The sequence below is a fragment of the Bacteroidota bacterium genome, from assembly GCA_039714315.1.
In the GTDB taxonomy this organism is placed as follows: domain Bacteria; phylum Bacteroidota; class Bacteroidia; order Flavobacteriales; family JADGDT01; genus JADGDT01.
Genome location: JBDLJM010000007.1, coordinates 1 through 17019 on the forward strand (window position 1 = coordinate 1; position 17019 = coordinate 17019).

Sequence of the window (17019 nt, forward strand, 5' to 3'; positions counted from 1 at the left end):
TTGACTCACAGGGGAATAAAAAAATTTTGTCTTTCGAACACCATTTCCTGTCACGCATTAAGCGTGATGGCCAAAACATAAAATTATTAACATATGAAATCCCCATGAACACCGGGCGTACACCAAGTGTGATGAATATAAATGGGGATAACATATGACCGAAATATTAAATTATATACATATGAAAATTAGAATTCTGTAAAATAAAGTTCATTAAAAAGTTAAGGTGTTAATTTGTCGCAAACTGCAGGTTAACCATATGTTACTAACTTTAAAAGATTGTAAAGAGTATTGAAAATCAATAATTATCTCTACTTTTGAACTATAAAATCAAAAAAAAACGCCTACTTTATATAAGATGAAAAAAGAAGATATTACAATATTATTAGTTGATGATGAGCAGGATATTATCGAAATCATCGGTTACAACCTGAAAAAAGAAGGATACAAAGTTGTTAGCGCCAAGAATGGAGTTGAAGGACTCGAGAAGGCCAGGAAGTACCTTCCTCAATTAATTATTCTCGATGTTATGATGCCTGAAATGGATGGTATTGAAACATGCGAAAACATCAGAAACATACCTCAACTCGAAAATGTTCTCATTACTTTTCTAACCGCACGAGGAGAAGATTATTCCCAATTGGCGGGTTATGAGGCGGGTGCTGATGACTATATAACAAAACCTATTAAACCGAGAGTTCTGGTAAGTAAAATTAATGCTTTACTAAGAAGAATTTCAGTTGAAACAAATGTTATAACAGGAAATATTGTTGAAGTCGGACCTATAAAAATTGACAGAGACGAGTATAAAGTTTTCAAGGATGATGAAGTTATGCTACTTCCACGCAAAGAATTCGAATTACTGTCTTTACTTAGCTCCCGCCCCGGAAAAGTTTTCAAAAGAGAAGAAATTCTGGACAAAGTTTGGGGACACGAAGTAGTTGTTGGAGGCAGAACAATCGATGTACACATCAGAAAATTAAGAGAAAAGATAGGCGATCAATACTTTAAAACCGTTAAAGGTGTTGGCTATAAAATGGAAATATAATTTATGAGCGAAAACAGAGAGGGCACTTATTTTAACAGGCCATATAAATTCTCCCTAAAACTGGCGAGCATACTTACCGCCTTCAATATTTTAATAATATCGGCTTTTGAATATAGCGATGGTGATGTATTCCACTTAAACTCCATAATTTATGCATCTATAGTTTCTTTTATAGGGTTATTTTTCATAATACGATATAGAGTCGAAAAATACATCTACCGTAAAATAAACATCATTTATGATAACGTTTCTATATTGGATATTAAAGATGTCGACAGAAAAAGGATCACCACCGATATAGAAACGCTGAGTAAAGAAGTTATCAAATTTGCCGAAACCAAGAGACTTGAGATAGAAACTTTACAAGCTCAGGAAAATTTCAGGCGAGAATTCATTGGAAATCTTGCCCATGAATTAAAAACACCGTTATTTACCGTTCAGGGATATATAGAAACCCTTCAGGATGGAGCAGCAGAAGAAGAAGAATTACTGGAAAAATACCTCGAACGCGCCAACATAGGAGTACAAAGGCTAATAAATATTACCAAAGACCTCGACTTAATAACAAAATTAGAAACCGGTGATCACGGTTTAGAAGAAAATCAGTTTGCTATAGATGAATTAGCTCAATCAACCATTGAGTTGTTGGAAATAAAGAGTAAAAGAAAAAATATCACTTTACATATCGACAATAAAATAGATTCGCCTGTAATGGTATATGGCGATAAGGAAAAAATTAGTCAGGTATTGTTAAATCTTATTTCAAACTCTATCAAATACGGTAAAGAAGGAGGTGAAACAATTATAAGTTTCAGATATCAAAAGAATAAAATTCTAACCTCTATAAAAGATGATGGCGAAGGGATGAAAACAATACATCTAAACAGAATATTTGAACGTTTTTACAGAATCGACCGTCACAGATCGAGAGAAGAAGGTGGATCGGGCTTAGGATTGGCGATAGTAAAACATATTCTTGAGGCACATAACGAGAAAATATATGTAGAAAGCAATCTTACTGAAGGCTCTACTTTTTCTTTCACATTACCATACCACACTTAAGCGATTTTTTAGTCTATAGACATAAAACCACTATAATTTTCCGATTTGGCAAATACGTCGATTAATCTAAACGATTCCTGATAGGAATAATTACATATTTTCTTTTCCTCAAGGAATCTTGCCAAATACTCTTGTTCTGTCTGACCAGGTGTTGGAATAAAAAATGCTTTCTTTTTAAGTGCAAATAAATCCATTATTGTGGAGTATCCTGACCTTGAGATAACCAGAGAGCTTTCCATCATTTCTTTTTCCAGTTCTGCTGCCGGCATATAATTGTAAACCGTAATATTGTCTTTTTTATCTACAGTCATATTACCTTCCACTATTCCTAGTACAATGGTCACTTCTTTTTTTACGTCAGATAATTGTGAATAAATGATCTCCTGAAATAAACTGCGCTGGGGTTCCGGTCCTGTCAGCAATATCAGCAATTTATCTTTTTCTTTAATACTTTTATTACACATAAACCTACTCAAAGGCCCTATATACCTAACTATCTGACCTCCTGAATAATCGGACAATTCTCCTGCCAATGATAAGTCGGATTCGTAATCAGGAATCCAAATTTCATTGAAGCGTTTCATATAATAATGATGAACTTTATTTGCTATTTTCGAAAATTTACCGGCCTGAATATTAGTCTGGTGGGTAAGATAAACCGAAAGAACTCCTTTATGGTACATCCCTAACCGATTATCCGAAATAACCAGATCGAGCTTATATTTCTCCATCAGTTCTTCCAGAACTTCATTCTCAGCATTAATGGTTTGTAATATCCTATTTGTCATTTTTAGGAGATGCCAAATAAGTTGTCTGCCACGGGGATAATTAATCCCATACGATGGTAACTCTACACTTTCAAGCTCAGGAAACTCCTTTTGCAATAGTAATAGTGATTCTCCGTCAGAAGCTATTATAACCCGATTCCCCTGCTCAATATGCTGCCTTATAAGTGGAATACACCTGCTAGCATGACCCAGCCCCCAATTTAAGGGCGCGATCAAAATATTCTTTGCATTGCTCATTTTAAGGTGAAATAAATACTTTATTATCTATTTCATTACTAAAAATATAACTAATGAATTAATAAAACAAGCTGATAATCAAATATATTTATTAACACACTGTAATAACATGTGATAATTACCTTTCTTTTAAAGGTAATTTAAAAGAAAGAAATTACACTCATCAACATAGCTGCTTTTTATCTGTTTGAATTTACATAACGGATTAAATTTTAATATATTTAATGCTTAAACCCAACATAGGTATAATGGATTCATTAAACGATACTCCTAAAAAATCAAAAGTTCAAATACTGGAAGAAAAAAAGGCTAAAGCTCTTGAAGGCGGTGGTAATAAAAGAATACAGAATCAACATTCAAAAGGAAAATTAACCGCAAGAGAAAGAATACATTTCTTATTAGACGAAGGATCTTTCGAAGAGATTGGAAGACTGGTAACTCATCGTTCTACTAACTTTGGCCTCGATAAGCAAAAAATATATGGCGATGGAGTTGTAACGGGCTATGGAACAATTGGAGGTCGTTTAGTTTATGCTTTCGCTCAGGATTTCACTGTGTTAGGAGGATCATTAGCCGAAGCTCATGCGGAGAAGATAGTTAAAATAATGGATCTCGCCATGGAGAACGGTGCCCCGGTGATAGGGCTAAATGATTCAGGAGGAGCAAGAATTCAGGAAGGTGTGGTTTCTTTAGCGGGATATGCCGATATTTTCTACAGAAACACTCTGGCAAGTGGTGTTATCCCACAAATATCAGCAATTATGGGACCCTGTGCCGGTGGTGCAGTTTATTCACCGGCATTGACAGACTTTATCATGATGACCGAACAATCATCATACATGTTTATTACCGGTCCCAACGTAGTTAAAACAGTTACTCACGAAGATATCACTGCAGAAGAACTCGGAGGTGCTAAAGCCCATGCTACCAAGTCGGGAGTTACTCATCTTACTTACGAAAATGAACTGGAATTAATAAAAGGTATAAAAATCCTACTTAGTTATATTCCACAAAACTGTGAGGATGAAGTTCCTATGCAACCCTATAAACTTCGTAAAAACGAGAAAAGAAAAAAGTTAAGTTCAATCATACCGGAAAACACAAACCACCCCTACGACATGAAAAGTGTCATAAAGGAAACAATTGATTACGACAGCTTCTTTGAATTACAAAAGGATTTCGCTCAAAATATTGTAATCGGATTTGCCCGGTTAGCAGGTAGGTCAATCGGTATTGTAGCAAATCAACCAATGTTTCTGGCCGGAGTATTAGATATTGATTCCTCTAATAAAGCTGCTCGTTTTGTTAGATTTTGCGATGCTTTTAATATTCCCCTTCTGGTATTTGAGGATGTACCGGGATTTTTACCGGGTACTGACCAGGAATGGAATGCAATAATATCGAATGGGGCAAAACTACTTTATGCGTTCAGCGAAGCTACGGTACCACGAATAACAGTAATTACAAGAAAGGCTTATGGGGGAGCTTACGATGTAATGAACTCAAAACATATTGGTGCTGATATGAATTATGCCTGGCCTACAGCCGAAATTGCTGTAATGGGAGCTAAAGGTGCTGCAGAGATTATTTTCAGACATGATATTGCCAATTCAGATAATCCGGAAGCTACATGGAAGAAAAAAGAGGATGAATACTCCGAATTGTTCGCTAATCCATACAATGCTGCTACAAGAGGGTATATAGATGAAGTTATTAAACCGGAAGACACCAGAGAAAAATTAATCAGGGCGTTTAAAATGCTTGAGAACAAAGTTGCCAAACTTCCTAAAAAGAAGCATGGTAATATTCCACTGTAAAATCTATATTATTCACTGTGTATTTTAAATAACTAAGTGAATAATATAGATTTCACCTTTTACCTTTTACCTTTTACCTCTCCCCTTCCCACTCAGCGAAAAATTGGTCCAGGTAAACTTTCATAAAATCATGGCGCTTTTGTGCCATTTTTTTAGCTGATTTCGTATTCATTCTTTTCTTGAGCAGCAACAGCTTTTCGTAAAAATGATTTATTGTTGGTGCTAATGAATTCTTATAATCTTCAAAACTATCGTGTGCTTCGGGCTTTACTTCAGGATTATGAATCTCACGCCCTTTACTTCCTCCATAAGCAAATGTTCTTGCAATACCTATTGCCCCAATAGCATCCAACCTATCAGCATCCTGAACAATCTTTCCTTCAAGAGTACTCATAGGAGTTTCTACATTTGCTCCTTTATATGATATCTCATGTACTATTTGAACAACTTTGTCTATCGTTTCCTCATCAGCTCCAATATTATGCAACCAATCAGAAACCATTTTTGGACCAACACTTGTATCTCCATTATGGAACTTAAAATCCCCCAAATCATGAAGCATTGCTCCTAACTCAACAATAAATAAATCAGCTCCTTCCTTGCATCCTATTTGCATCGCAACTTTTGTCACTCTGTGTATATGCCACCAATCATGCCCTGTGCCATCACCGCTAAGTTCTTCCTTTATATAGTCCCGGGTTTTATCCAGAATTTCCTGTTTATCCATTTTAATGGATTTACCCAAAGTTTCTTGCTTCTCCATTTTATCTAAATAATTTTGACAAAAATAGTATATTCGTTGCCTTAAAAAAAATGATTTTTATGCAGAAAAATGCAATATTTAATTGGAGCGGAGGTAAAGATTCTTCTTTTGCTCTTTGGAAGGTACTTCAAGACAACAAACTAGACATAAGCTACTTATTAACTTCAATGAGCTCCGAACATAAACGCATAAGCATGCATGGTGTTTCGGAAAACCTGCTTGACCAACAAGCTGAAAGCATAGGTATTCCTTTAAGAAAAATATACTTGCCGGAAAGTACATCCATGGAGGCTTATAACCAAATTATGGCAGAAGAAATGAATTTCGCCAAATCTCAGAAAATAGACAAAGCTGTTTTTGGAGATATTTTCCTTGAGGATTTGCGTCGGTACAGAGAAAATCAACTCTCTGCTATTGATATGAAAGCTCACTTTCCTATTTGGAAATATGACACATTACAATTAGTAAAAGATTTTATAGATTCAGGTTTTAAAGCCGTAATTGTCAGCGCAAATGCTAGACTGCTGGACAAATCTTTTTGCGGTAGAATGATTGACCACGATTTTATTAATTCTTTACCTGAGAATGTTGATCCCTGTGGCGAAAACGGTGAATTCCATTCTTTTGTAATTGACGGCCCAATATTTTCTAACCCAATCGATATTAATATTGGTGCTACTATCCTAAAAAAATACGATACTGATGAGGGTATCGATAACGAATTCTGGTATACCGAATTAAGATAATATCCTGATATCAATTATTTTATTCGCTTGATGTGCCATAAATACTCTTCGAAAGGAATTTGGTATTAATCTACCTCTGCAACTCCAACAACATGGTTCTCTCCATAATGTTTTGCACATTTCGGACATGTGGTATAAAAAAAATATATTTTCCTGAGATTTTTTCCTTTAGAAGAAACATAATTCTTCATCTCCTTCCTCCACCGACCGGCATTATTATACGGACCTTCAAAAGTTCTGGTTAAAAATTTCCCCGACAATCTTAGGTTTGTGTAATCCGGAACCTCTTTCGAAACTGCAATATAATGCTCTCCCCGCCATAGCGATGAATCATCCGAGAGCATGAAGTAGCCATCATTTAATTCAGATTTAGAATTTTGAATTGCCCCCATCACCTTAGTCATAACAGACCCCATATTTAATGGAACATGTAAAAAATTTGTTGTTTTTGCCTTTACGAATAGTTTATCGTCAAATTCAAGCTTTTCATCCTTCCATGGCTCAGGGTTAAACTTAGGGCAACACCCTGTTTCTGAATTATCCGTGTTCATTTTAGGAAGTTCATTTACTTTATACATGACTATTTTTCTATAAAGTTAACAAAAACGCATAACAATCTGCTATACACCTCATTATTAAGTATTGTATTTCAAAAAAAAGATTATCTTTGCACCCGCTTTCCTTCGGGTAAGGTAAAGCAAATAATTAATCAGAGGTCGTGCACCTCATTAACAGGGTCGAGTACCCACTAATAATTATAAATTATGGCAACTAGAATTAGATTGCAAAGACACGGACGTAAAGCTCGTCCATTTTACCACATCGTAGTAGCAGATACAAGATCTAAGCGTGACGGTCGTTACATCGAAAAATTGGGAATTTACAACCCTATTACAAATCCTGCAACAATTGAATTGGACTTCGATTCTGCTGTTAACTGGATGATGAAAGGTGCTGAGCCTTCAGATACTGCAAAAAGAATCCTTTCTTACAAAGGTGTATTGCTTAAAAAACACTTATTGGAAGGAGCTAGAAAAGGTGCTTTAACTGAAGAACAAGTTGAAGCTAAATTCGAAGCTTGGTTAAAAGAAAAAGAAGCTAAACTTTCAGGAAACGCTGACGCTATCGCTAAAGCTTCTTCTGATGCTAAAGCTGAAGCTCTAGCAAAAGAGAAAGAAGTAAACGCTAAACGTGCTGAAGAAATTGCTGCTAAAAATGCTCCTGTTGTTGAAGAGACTCCTGCAGAGGAAGCTCCGGCTGCTGAAGGAACAGAGGAAGCTGCAGAATAAAGTATTTTATGCTTAAAGAGGATTGCTTTTTAGTAGGGTGGATCGTCCGAAAGCATGGGTTCAAGGGTGATGTTATTATCAAATTAGATACTGATGTACCCGAACAATACGAAAATATGGAATCAATCTTTCTCGCTCAAGGGGAAGATTTGGTTCCTTATTTTTTTGAACGCAGTAGCTTTACGAACAAAGGATTCATGAAAGTTCATTTTGAAGGTGTGGATACAGAAGAAGAGGCCGATAGAATTATGAAATCGGAACTATTTCTTCCTTTAGACTTTCTTCCTGAGCTGGACGAAGATGCATACTATTATCACGAAATTGTCGGTTATGATGTAGTAGATGCAAAACATGGAAGTATTGGAGTTGTAAAATTAGTAGACGACAGCTCTGCTCAAAAACTTCTTATTGTTGATCACGATGGCATTGAAATAATGATCCCAATGGATCATATGGTCAATAAAGTTGATAAAGAGAAACACATAGTTGAGATAGAAACACCTGATGGTTTATTGGATCTTTACTTGTAAAATATTTATGCGTTTATTTGCTTGTTTTCAATAAACAAATAAACGTATAAACAGGATAGCAATAAGCAAATAACCAAAATGTCTACTTTCCGTTTCAAACAATTTGAAATACATCAGGATAAAACATCTATGAAAGTAGGTACTGATGGTGTACTTCTGGGAGCATGGACCAATGTAAGCAATTCAGTAAACGCACTTGACATTGGAAGCGGAACCGGACTTATTTCTCTTATGCTCGCTCAAAGGAGTAAAGCATACATTACTGCAATAGAGATAGAGGAAAATGCCTATATACAGACAGGTGAAAACTTCAACAATTCTAAATGGAATAATCGTCTTAAGATAGAACACTCAAGCCTGCAAAACTTCAGTCCAAAAAATAAATTTGACCTGATCGTAAGTAACCCGCCGTTCTTCAATAACTCTCATAAAACTCCGAATGAAAACAGGAATTTAGCCAGACATACTGATAGTTTGAACTATTCAGAGTTATTAACATTTACCTCTGTGAACCTTGACAGTAACGGCAAGGCAAGCTTCATCATTCCTAACGATTCCGAAAAAGAATTTTTGCAACTCGCAGAACAAAAGAAACTCTATCCAAATAGAATTACACGTGTAAAAGGGAATGGCAATTCACCTGTTAAACGCAGTTTGATCGAATTAAATTTTCAGAAAAATATCTGCATGGAAAATTTATTGACCATAGAAATATCAAGACATATTTACACCCAGGATTATATAGACCTTACTAAAGACTTCTATTTAAAAATGTAACATTACTTTTTCTTACCTACATACTGCGTAAGAAGTTTTTTTGTATAACCGTGAATACGTTTGCGGAAAAACGAGGTACCTCCTATTACCTTCCCTCTAAGACCGAATGCTTGTCCGGCCCATTTACGAAGAACAAAGCTATCATGGTGCTCTATTATTAAACCGTCCTTAAATTTAAACTCCGATTTAATTTTATTATGTACCTCTCGGTCCGTTTCCGAAAATGTGTACCATGCCTCCCACTTGGCTTTACCTCCTTGTTCATCAGCATCTATCGAAGAATATTCGATCTGTAAATCTCCTGCACTCTCGCAGAGCATCTTCCACATAGCTCTGACCCTGTTTCTTCTAAGTATCCCAAAGGCGGGATCACTGAATATTATATCTTCGTGATAGCAACTCAACATCTTACCCAAATCGCGTTGCTTAAAGCCCTCAAAAAACCTAGCTATTAGTTTTTTATTGCTCATAGTTAAGTGTTTTAGCTTGATAAAGTTAATGAAAAAGTTTGTTGGTCTTACCTCTAAATTATGACAATTTCATGAAGAACTATTTATCTAAAAATTATTATTATTTTTTAGTCTAAAAAAAACAATTATTTTGTTCCATTTGTAATATTAGGAATTAATCCCTTTTTATGAAATTAGGTTAATATAGAAAAATGATTTAGAAAAAGTAACTATGAAATCCCCATGAACACCGGGTTTACACCAAACTGGATGAATATAATGGGGATAACACCTGCCTGCGTGATGCAGTCAGGCAGGTATGACCAAAACATAAAATTATATACATATGAAATCCCCATGAACACCGGGTTTACACCAAGTGTGATGAATATAGAGGGGATAACATATGACCTAAACATAAAATTATATACATATGAAAATATTTTACAAATATACATGGCGATTACCTGTACACATATATAGTAGACCTGTCGAAATAAAGCGTAACTAATACATTTTACAAACTCCGTGCATAATATATGCAGCGGAGTTTTTTTATTGAAATAAGCGAAAAATAATAACAAAACTAAAGCAAAAAATACACTTTAGACATTTTAGTATAAGAACTTCCCGACACTGTTTGTTGGTAATATTCCCTACACTTGTACTCCATTGAGTTTAAATCGGCCAATACTACTGCTTTACATTGATAACCAGCAAGATACATCAAGAGGGTTTTTATTAAAAAAACACCGGATTTCTAATCACACTACAACATAAAACCTATTTCCAGACAGTTTTTTAGATTATATTACCCAAATAATTTTGAAGATTAAAACAATAATAATTATGAAGAATATCCTTACCGCTCTGTTTCTATTTTATTCTATTGGACTTTTCGCCCAGAAGAAACTAAGCACATATAAGGTAGACTATCTGGGGAAGAAATTCGACATTGGTATAATACAAAAAGCCGATGATTATAATTTGCACATTAACGGATGGTCCGTAGATCAGCTATCGGATAATGGAGGTATTATAATAGATAAAAAGGATCACAAAACCTTTCTGGAAAACCTGGAGATAGCCAGGGAAAAATACATGTATTTGTCTGATTATACAAAAGACAAAAAATTGAAACGTTTTACTAAAAAAATCAATGTTAAACCTATAAAAATAAGGGGTTATTTCGACTATGGAGATTTGAGGTTTGACAACGATATAAAACCATACTTTGAATTTAATGTTTTCACACGTAACAATGTTGTACACTATCTGCTAATGGTAAAAACGGGAATATTAACCGACTCACAGGCAAAAGGAGTTGAATCGGATGGAATAGTAATAGTTATGTCATCGTTATACGAGATAGACGAATTTATAAATAAGGTTTCAACCGAACGGGTTGAATCGTTTAATCAGAAAAATGAAGCCCAAAAAATATAATGGCATTATTTAAATAATGTTCAAAAACTCCTGACAACCATCAGGAGTTTTTTTTTCTTATACCCTAATAAAAACAAAGGCATATTATTTGTAATTTTACTTTATCAAAAACTTGAATCAAATGAAGAAAACATTATTCTATATAGTTGGTTTATTTTTTTTTACTACTGTTGCCTGCCAACACAACTTCGAGGTAACAGAACTTAAATACCCTGAAAATATTTCCATAATTAAGAGAAGTGAATGGGGATGGATCCCTCTTGAGAAAGATAAACTTCAATCAGAAATTACAAAGATTACAGTACATCATGGAGGAGTTGAATTCACAAAAGATAAAGATCCGGTGGCTTCTATCCAAAACCTTCAAAAATGGAGCAGGGAATCTAAAAATTGGATAGACCTTCCTTATCATTTTGTAATTGATCTTGATGGAAATATTTATGAAGGCAGACCAATAAATTATCCCGGTGATACTAACACTGAGTACGATCCTGCCGGACACGCTCTTGTAGAAGTAATGGGGAATTATGAAATACAGGAATTAAACAAAAAGCAAAAACAATCTCTCGTAGAACTTCTGGCTTACTTAAAGGCTGAATTTAAGGTTTCTCAAGAAGACATAAAGGCCCATAAAGATTATTCTACACAAACTGTTTGCCCCGGTAAAAATATATACAAGTATTTTGAGGATGGCAGTTTATTGAAGGAGGTTGATTTTGCGGGGAAATAATTACTAAACAGAAACTCATATCTGATTTATTACCTCCTACTTTTGTAACACGTTTATCGAAACACAAACAATATACATATGAAAAAAATTATTCTAATTATACAGTTTAGCTTTATCGTACTTTTTTCTTTTGCCCAGGAGAAAAGCGTAATTTCTACTCTATCTACAAGTAGTATTGACAGTTTGTTGACAGAAACCGCAAAAAAACCAATCACAATTAAAGAAAAAATGAATTTCTTTTCCGAAATGTTTCTTAATACAGACTACGATTTAGAGTGTGTTGGCGATGGACCATATTCTCAATACGAACCATGGCCACTGGTTAATATGGAAAAAACTAATTGTATGTCGCTTTGTGAGCATGTACTTGCACTCTCAATTTCAGATTCCTGGGATAATTTTTTCAACAACCTTCAGAAAATCAGATACAATGATGGAATTATAGGTATAAAATCACGTAACCACTATACAATGGCCGACTGGCTACCGGAAAACAACTGGCTGTTAAAAGATGTAACGAAAGAAGTTGGGAAAGAATATACCGCAAATGTAACACGTAATATTTCGCATAAAAAGTTCTTCTCAAAAAAAGGATTCTTAAATCTTAACTATGTAAAAGACGATAGAGAACTTAATATCGACTATATAAAATTAGAAGAACTGCATAAAGTAGTAGACAGGCTGGAGGTAGGTGATATAGCTGTATTGATATACAGAGAGAAAGAAGATATTTTTGCGGCTCATATGGTGATGGTGATGGTAAAAAACGGAGAAAAAGTTATAAGGGAAGCTACTACCAGTGTCATGTCAACCATAGATACAGAGATATCAGAATGGATAAGGGTAAAACAAGAGAAAAGCAATAAACGCTATATTGGAATTTCTGTTATACGCATAAAAGAAGAAATTAACAGTAACAAAAAGATTATTCTACCTTGGGAAATATAATTACTTAATTTCAAACAGGGTTTATGAAGAATTACATCTTTTATACTATGGTATTCGCAAATCTCAAAATTTAGTTCTCAAAATCGATTAATCACATTTTCGATAGATTTTAAATAGCCGGAACCAAAAAGGTTTAGATGCACCAAATTAGGGTATAGATTGTGGATTTCTATCCTTCCCTCCCATCCGGGTGCCATAGGAAAGACTTCATTATAATATCCAAAATAATTATTATTGAATCCACCAAACATTTGTGTCATGGCAATATCCATTTCCCTATGTCCGTAGTAAATAGCGGGATCTATAAAAACAGGAGTACTACCCTTCCCTTTCATTAAATTCCCACCCCATAAATCGCCATGTAGAAGCGATGCCTTTTCCTGAGGAACTATTTCACTTACCTTTTTATAGAAATTCTCGAAATATTGAAGGTGTTTTTTTTGTAGTGTACCATAGTTAAATGCCGATTTTACCAATGGTATTAATCGGTTCTCAATAAAAAAACTTTCCCATGTTGATTTCTGCGAATTATCCTGATGGAGTGAGCCAATGTAATTATCGTAATCAAGACCGAATTGCGTTCCTGCAGTTTTGTGAATTCGTGCAAGGCCGATGGCAAACTTTTCCCAAAAATCCATATTCGAAAATCCCTCTTCGATGAATTCCATAAGCAGGTACTGGTATTCGGCATCGATATAAGTAAGAATAACTTCAGGTACTCTTGCCCCACTTTTCGAAATAGCCTCCAAGCCCCGTTTTTCCTTTTCAAACATCCCCGGGAATGCGCTTTTGTTATTTACCTTTAAGGCATACACATTGTCAGTAGTTTCAATTTTATAGGCATCGTTTATGTCACCTCCTGAAAGAGGTGTGATTCTAATGATGTGTTCCGATAAATTTTGTTCTAATCTTTTTTTAAAAAACATCTGCTAATAAAATATTATACCAATCCTAATAGTTATAACCTCAAAAATAATTCTTTAGATTTATATTCCCATGTCATTCACAATAATACGCTTATGATTTTCATCAATACCAAATAAAATCTTAACTTCACGTGTCACATATATAAATATATAATTATGCAAACCTTTTTACGAATAAAGCTGATTGGTTTATTTATAATTATCACGCTTTTACCAAGCGCACAAACCATTGGTCAGGATAAAAATAAAGAAAACAACTACCCTATTAAAAGTGAGTTGATAAACGGACTAAAGTTCCGTAGCATTGGGCCGGCATTTACTTCCGGCAGAATTGCAGACTTTGCAGTAAACACTAAAAATCCTTCAGAGTTTTATATTGGAGTTGCCAGTGGCAATATATGGAAAACTACCAATAACGGAACCACATTCGAACCAGTCTTCGACAAATACGGAGCCTATAGTATAGGCTGTTTGGCTATTGACAATAACAACCCCAACGTTGTTTGGGCGGGAACGGGCGAGAACAATCATCAACGAGCCCTTGGTTATGGAGATGGTATATACCTGACTCTAGATGGTGGAAAAACCTGGAAAAATATGGGTTTGAAAGAATCACGACAAATAGGAATGATTCTTATCGATCCCCGCAATTCAAATACAGTTTATGTTGCCGCTGAAGGTTCTGTTTGGGGGCCGGGAGGAGACAGAGGGCTGTACAAAACAACCGACCGGGGGAAAACCTGGAAAAAAGTACTTGAAATAAGCGAAAACACCGGTATCAATAACATTATTTGCGATCCGAGAAATCCGGATATTCTTTATGCAACAGCCGAGCAGCGACGCAGGCATGTGCACACAAAAATTGGAGGAGGACCGGAATCTGCAATCTATAAATCGGAAGATGCAGGAGTAAATTGGCGTAAATTAGATAGTGGATTACCAAAAGAACATATGGGAGGTATAGGAATTGCCATTTCTCCACAGAATCCCGACGTTGTTTATGCCATAATTGAGGCAGCAAATAAATCAGGAGGTTTTTTCAGATCGGCCGATCGTGGAGAATCGTGGACTAAAATGAGTTCACATCATGCGAGTGGCCAATACTATAACGAAATATATTGCGACCCTGTTGAGTTTGACAAAATTTATTCCGTTGAAACTTTTTCACATTTTACCGAAGATGGAGGGAAAACATGGGAAAAATTAAGCACAAAAGACAGACATGTTGACGACCATGCTCTTTGGATAAATCCTAAAGACAATAAACACTTTATGATAGGTGGTGACGGAGGGGTTTACATTACTTACGATGCCGGCAACAACTGGCGTCAGATATCAAATTTGCCTGTAACACAGTTTTACCGTGTTTCGGTTGATAACGAATGGCCTTTTTACAATGTCTATGGAGGAACACAGGATAATGCTACACTGGGCGGACCGTCTCGTAACATAAGTAGCTTTGGAGTAACCTCAGGCGAATGGTATGTTACTGTTTTTGGTGATGGATTTTGGTCAGCCAGTGATCCAAATGATCCAAATATTGTTTATTCTGAATGGCAATACGGAAATGTAGTTCGTTACGATAAAAAGAGTGGTGAAAAAATTATGATAAAACCACAACCGAGAAAAGAAGAATTAACATACAGATGGAACTGGAATGCTCCTTTAATTATCAGTCCTCATTCATCAAGCAGACTTTATATTGCAGCAAATAAACTTTTCAGGAGCAATGACCGAGGAAATACATGGGATGTGATCTCTGATGATTTAACTGCACAAATTGACAGGAATACCTGGCCCGTAATGGGGAAATACTGGAGCTCGGATGCTGTTGTAAAAGATGTTTCCTCCTCGCAATACGGAACTATCGTGTCCTTAGATGAATCGCCTGTGAAAGAGGACTTAATTTATGTAGGTACAGATGACGGATTGATTCAGATTACTGAAAATTCCGGAGTAAATTGGCGTAAAGTAAGTTCATTCCGCGGTATTCCTGAAAACACTTACGTTAGTGACCTGCTTGCAGACCGTTTCGACGAAAATACTGTATATGCCACATTCGATAATAGCAAACGAGACGATTTTAAACCATATATTTTAAAAAGTACAAACCAAGGAAAAAGCTGGAAAGCTATATCAAAAGGACTTCCTGAAAACGGTACAGTACATACAATTTCACAGGATCATATAAATAAAAATCTGCTTTTCGCAGGTACCGAATTTGGAATCTTCTTCACTATCGACGGAGGAGACAACTGGGTGCAATTAAAATCAGGGGTTCCAACTATTGCAATACGCGATATTGCTATTCAGGAACGTGAATCAGATTTGGTACTGGCTTCATTTGGACGTGGTTTTTATATTTTAGATGACTATTCTCCCTTACGTAAATTAAGCGAAAAAACTTTTAGTACATCGGGGCAACTATATCCTGTACGTGATGCTTATGTCTACATCCCAACAGATAAAATTTATGGTCAGGGAGCAACATATTTTGGAGCTGAAAATCCGGAATATGGCGCTACTTTTACATATTTCATGAAAGAAGTACCTAAAACCCAGAAACAAATTAGATCAGAAAAAGAAAAAAAGCTGTTTGAAAATGGAGATCCAATACCTCAACTTACTTTTAGAGAACAGGAATTGGAAAAACAAGAAATACCTCCTTACCTGCTTGTTTCTATTAATGATATGGATGGCTCTACAATACGCACTTTTACAAAAAAAGCATCCAAAGGACTTAACCGTATAACGTGGGATTTAAAACACAACAAAATAAATGCAATACAATCGGGAGAAAAATTTGACCCATATAAAAAGGAATCAGGTAGTATTTACGTACTCCCAGGTACATATAGTGTAGAGGTAGCACTTGTGCATAACAACAAGACTATAGCTATTGGAGAATCTCAAAATTTTGAAGTTAAATCGTTAAACAACACAACGCTTCCGGCAGACAACAATGACGAAAGGCTGGCATTTTTAAAAGATGTTAACGATTTATCCAAAAACATGGTTGGAGCTATAGCTATTACTGAGACTATGATGAAAGAACTCAGATCGATAAAGCAAACGGTGCTGACAATGCCGGGTACACATGAAAATTTTATACCAAAACTCAATGACCTGGAAAAAGAACTGGACGAAATTCTATTTGCATTTAAGGGTGCTAAAGCCAAAGCCAGCTGGGAGGAGATTCCTCCTGCTCAAATGCCTCTTTATAATCGACTTAATTCGATTATCTGGAGCCAGATAAACAGCACTTCGGCAATCACACAAACTTCTAAAACATCTTTAGAAATTTTGAAGGAAGATTATCCACCGGTATTATCTAAGATTCAGTTGATATCAACTAAAACCCTTCCTGAAATACGTAAAACACTAGATAATATGAATGCTCCATATACGCCCGGAAGAATTCCTAAATGGGAATAAATATTTAATGGGCTTACTCTTATACGGT

16 protein-coding genes are annotated in these 17019 nt (G+C 35.5%); 11 read left to right on the forward strand and 5 right to left on the reverse strand.

What is annotated here, in order from left to right; genetic code table 11:
* Positions 1 to 358: 358 nt before the first annotated feature.
* A complete protein-coding gene (locus tag ABFR62_01755) occupies positions 359 to 1048 on the forward strand; it encodes a response regulator transcription factor (protein MEN8137134.1) in 690 nt (229 codons plus the stop codon).
* Between the two features lie 3 nt (positions 1049 to 1051).
* Positions 1052 to 2110, forward strand: coding sequence for an ATP-binding protein (locus ABFR62_01760; protein ID MEN8137135.1), 1059 nt, complete (start codon positions 1052 to 1054; stop codon positions 2108 to 2110).
* 8 nt (positions 2111 to 2118) lie between these two features.
* Here ABFR62_01760 and ABFR62_01765 read toward each other — a convergent pair whose 3' ends face one another.
* On the reverse strand, positions 2119 to 3135 hold the full coding sequence (locus ABFR62_01765) for a glycosyltransferase (GenBank protein MEN8137136.1): 1017 nt from the start codon (positions 3133 to 3135) through the stop codon (positions 2119 to 2121).
* A gap of 248 nt (positions 3136 to 3383) precedes the next feature.
* Here ABFR62_01765 and ABFR62_01770 point away from each other — a divergent pair, with 248 nt between their 5' ends.
* Positions 3384 to 4952, forward strand: coding sequence for an acyl-CoA carboxylase subunit beta (locus ABFR62_01770; protein MEN8137137.1), 1569 nt, complete (start codon positions 3384 to 3386; stop codon positions 4950 to 4952).
* Between the two features lie 73 nt (positions 4953 to 5025).
* Here ABFR62_01770 and ABFR62_01775 read toward each other — a convergent pair whose 3' ends face one another.
* The gene (locus ABFR62_01775; protein MEN8137138.1) at positions 5026 to 5715 is read right to left on the reverse strand and encodes an HD domain-containing protein; all 690 of its coding nucleotides are present in this window, start codon (positions 5713 to 5715) and stop codon (positions 5026 to 5028) included.
* Between the two features lie 59 nt (positions 5716 to 5774).
* Between ABFR62_01775 and ABFR62_01780 the strand changes: the two genes are divergently transcribed.
* Positions 5775 to 6461, forward strand: coding sequence for a diphthine--ammonia ligase (locus ABFR62_01780; GenBank protein MEN8137139.1), 687 nt, complete (start codon positions 5775 to 5777; stop codon positions 6459 to 6461).
* 65 nt (positions 6462 to 6526) lie between these two features.
* Here the strand turns inward: ABFR62_01780 and ABFR62_01785 are convergent, their stop codons facing one another.
* The gene (locus ABFR62_01785; protein MEN8137140.1) at positions 6527 to 7039 is read right to left on the reverse strand and encodes a hydrolase; all 513 of its coding nucleotides are present in this window, start codon (positions 7037 to 7039) and stop codon (positions 6527 to 6529) included.
* 186 nt (positions 7040 to 7225) lie between these two features.
* Here ABFR62_01785 and ABFR62_01790 point away from each other — a divergent pair, with 186 nt between their 5' ends.
* From ABFR62_01790 to ABFR62_01800, 3 genes are all read left to right on the forward strand, one after another.
* Positions 7226 to 7750: a 30S ribosomal protein S16 gene (locus tag ABFR62_01790; GenBank protein ID MEN8137141.1), complete on the forward strand. Its 525-nt coding sequence runs from the start codon at positions 7226 to 7228 to the stop codon at positions 7748 to 7750.
* A gap of 8 nt (positions 7751 to 7758) precedes the next feature.
* Complete coding sequence (gene rimM / locus ABFR62_01795) at positions 7759 to 8280, forward strand: ribosome maturation factor RimM (protein MEN8137142.1); 522 nt, start codon at positions 7759 to 7761, stop codon at positions 8278 to 8280.
* A gap of 78 nt (positions 8281 to 8358) precedes the next feature.
* A complete protein-coding gene (locus ABFR62_01800; GenBank protein ID MEN8137143.1) occupies positions 8359 to 9057 on the forward strand; it encodes a methyltransferase in 699 nt (232 codons plus the stop codon).
* Positions 9058 to 9059: 2 nt separating this feature from the next.
* On the opposite strand, the gene ABFR62_01805 is transcribed toward ABFR62_01800, so the two are convergent.
* Entirely contained in the window at positions 9060 to 9527 is a 468-nt protein-coding gene (locus ABFR62_01805) for a nuclear transport factor 2 family protein (GenBank protein ID MEN8137144.1), read from the reverse strand.
* An 828-nt stretch (positions 9528 to 10355) separates the two neighbouring features.
* Here ABFR62_01805 and ABFR62_01810 point away from each other — a divergent pair.
* From ABFR62_01810 to ABFR62_01820, 3 genes are all read left to right on the forward strand, one after another.
* Entirely contained in the window at positions 10356 to 10952 is a 597-nt protein-coding gene (locus ABFR62_01810; GenBank protein ID MEN8137145.1) for a hypothetical protein, read from the forward strand.
* Between the two features lie 121 nt (positions 10953 to 11073).
* On the forward strand, positions 11074 to 11682 hold the full coding sequence (locus ABFR62_01815) for a peptidoglycan recognition family protein (GenBank protein ID MEN8137146.1): 609 nt from the start codon (positions 11074 to 11076) through the stop codon (positions 11680 to 11682).
* Positions 11683 to 11760: 78 nt separating this feature from the next.
* Complete coding sequence (locus ABFR62_01820; GenBank protein ID MEN8137147.1) at positions 11761 to 12630, forward strand: N-acetylmuramoyl-L-alanine amidase-like domain-containing protein; 870 nt, start codon at positions 11761 to 11763, stop codon at positions 12628 to 12630.
* Positions 12631 to 12707: 77 nt separating this feature from the next.
* On the opposite strand, the gene ABFR62_01825 is transcribed toward ABFR62_01820, so the two are convergent.
* Entirely contained in the window at positions 12708 to 13556 is an 849-nt protein-coding gene (locus ABFR62_01825; protein ID MEN8137148.1) for a fructosamine kinase family protein, read from the reverse strand.
* A gap of 156 nt (positions 13557 to 13712) precedes the next feature.
* Between ABFR62_01825 and ABFR62_01830 the strand changes: the two genes are divergently transcribed.
* On the forward strand, positions 13713 to 16991 hold the full coding sequence (locus ABFR62_01830) for a glycosyl hydrolase (GenBank protein MEN8137149.1): 3279 nt from the start codon (positions 13713 to 13715) through the stop codon (positions 16989 to 16991).
* The last annotated feature ends 28 nt before the right edge of the window (positions 16992 to 17019 follow it).

Excerpts from the sequence above, each read along its gene's own strand:
- ABFR62_01755 (MEN8137134.1), top strand. The coding sequence starts at position 359 with ATGAAAAAAGAAGATATTACAATATTATTAGTTGATGATGAGCAGGAT.
- ABFR62_01760 (MEN8137135.1), top strand. The coding sequence starts at position 1,052 with ATGAGCGAAAACAGAGAGGGCACTTATTTTAACAGGCCATATAAATTC.
- ABFR62_01765 (MEN8137136.1), bottom strand. The coding sequence starts at position 3,135 with ATGAGCAATGCAAAGAATATTTTGATCGCGCCCTTAAATTGGGGGCTG.
- ABFR62_01770 (MEN8137137.1), top strand. The coding sequence starts at position 3,384 with ATGGATTCATTAAACGATACTCCTAAAAAATCAAAAGTTCAAATACTG.
- ABFR62_01775 (MEN8137138.1), bottom strand. The coding sequence starts at position 5,715 with ATGGAGAAGCAAGAAACTTTGGGTAAATCCATTAAAATGGATAAACAG.
- ABFR62_01780 (MEN8137139.1), top strand. The coding sequence starts at position 5,775 with ATGCAGAAAAATGCAATATTTAATTGGAGCGGAGGTAAAGATTCTTCT.
- ABFR62_01785 (MEN8137140.1), bottom strand. The coding sequence starts at position 7,039 with ATGTATAAAGTAAATGAACTTCCTAAAATGAACACGGATAATTCAGAA.
- ABFR62_01790 (MEN8137141.1), top strand. The coding sequence starts at position 7,226 with ATGGCAACTAGAATTAGATTGCAAAGACACGGACGTAAAGCTCGTCCA.
- rimM (MEN8137142.1), top strand. The coding sequence starts at position 7,759 with ATGCTTAAAGAGGATTGCTTTTTAGTAGGGTGGATCGTCCGAAAGCAT.
- ABFR62_01800 (MEN8137143.1), top strand. The coding sequence starts at position 8,359 with ATGTCTACTTTCCGTTTCAAACAATTTGAAATACATCAGGATAAAACA.
- ABFR62_01805 (MEN8137144.1), bottom strand. The coding sequence starts at position 9,527 with ATGAGCAATAAAAAACTAATAGCTAGGTTTTTTGAGGGCTTTAAGCAA.
- ABFR62_01810 (MEN8137145.1), top strand. The coding sequence starts at position 10,356 with ATGAAGAATATCCTTACCGCTCTGTTTCTATTTTATTCTATTGGACTT.
- ABFR62_01815 (MEN8137146.1), top strand. The coding sequence starts at position 11,074 with ATGAAGAAAACATTATTCTATATAGTTGGTTTATTTTTTTTTACTACT.
- ABFR62_01820 (MEN8137147.1), top strand. The coding sequence starts at position 11,761 with ATGAAAAAAATTATTCTAATTATACAGTTTAGCTTTATCGTACTTTTT.
- ABFR62_01825 (MEN8137148.1), bottom strand. The coding sequence starts at position 13,556 with ATGTTTTTTAAAAAAAGATTAGAACAAAATTTATCGGAACACATCATT.
- ABFR62_01830 (MEN8137149.1), top strand. The coding sequence starts at position 13,713 with ATGCAAACCTTTTTACGAATAAAGCTGATTGGTTTATTTATAATTATC.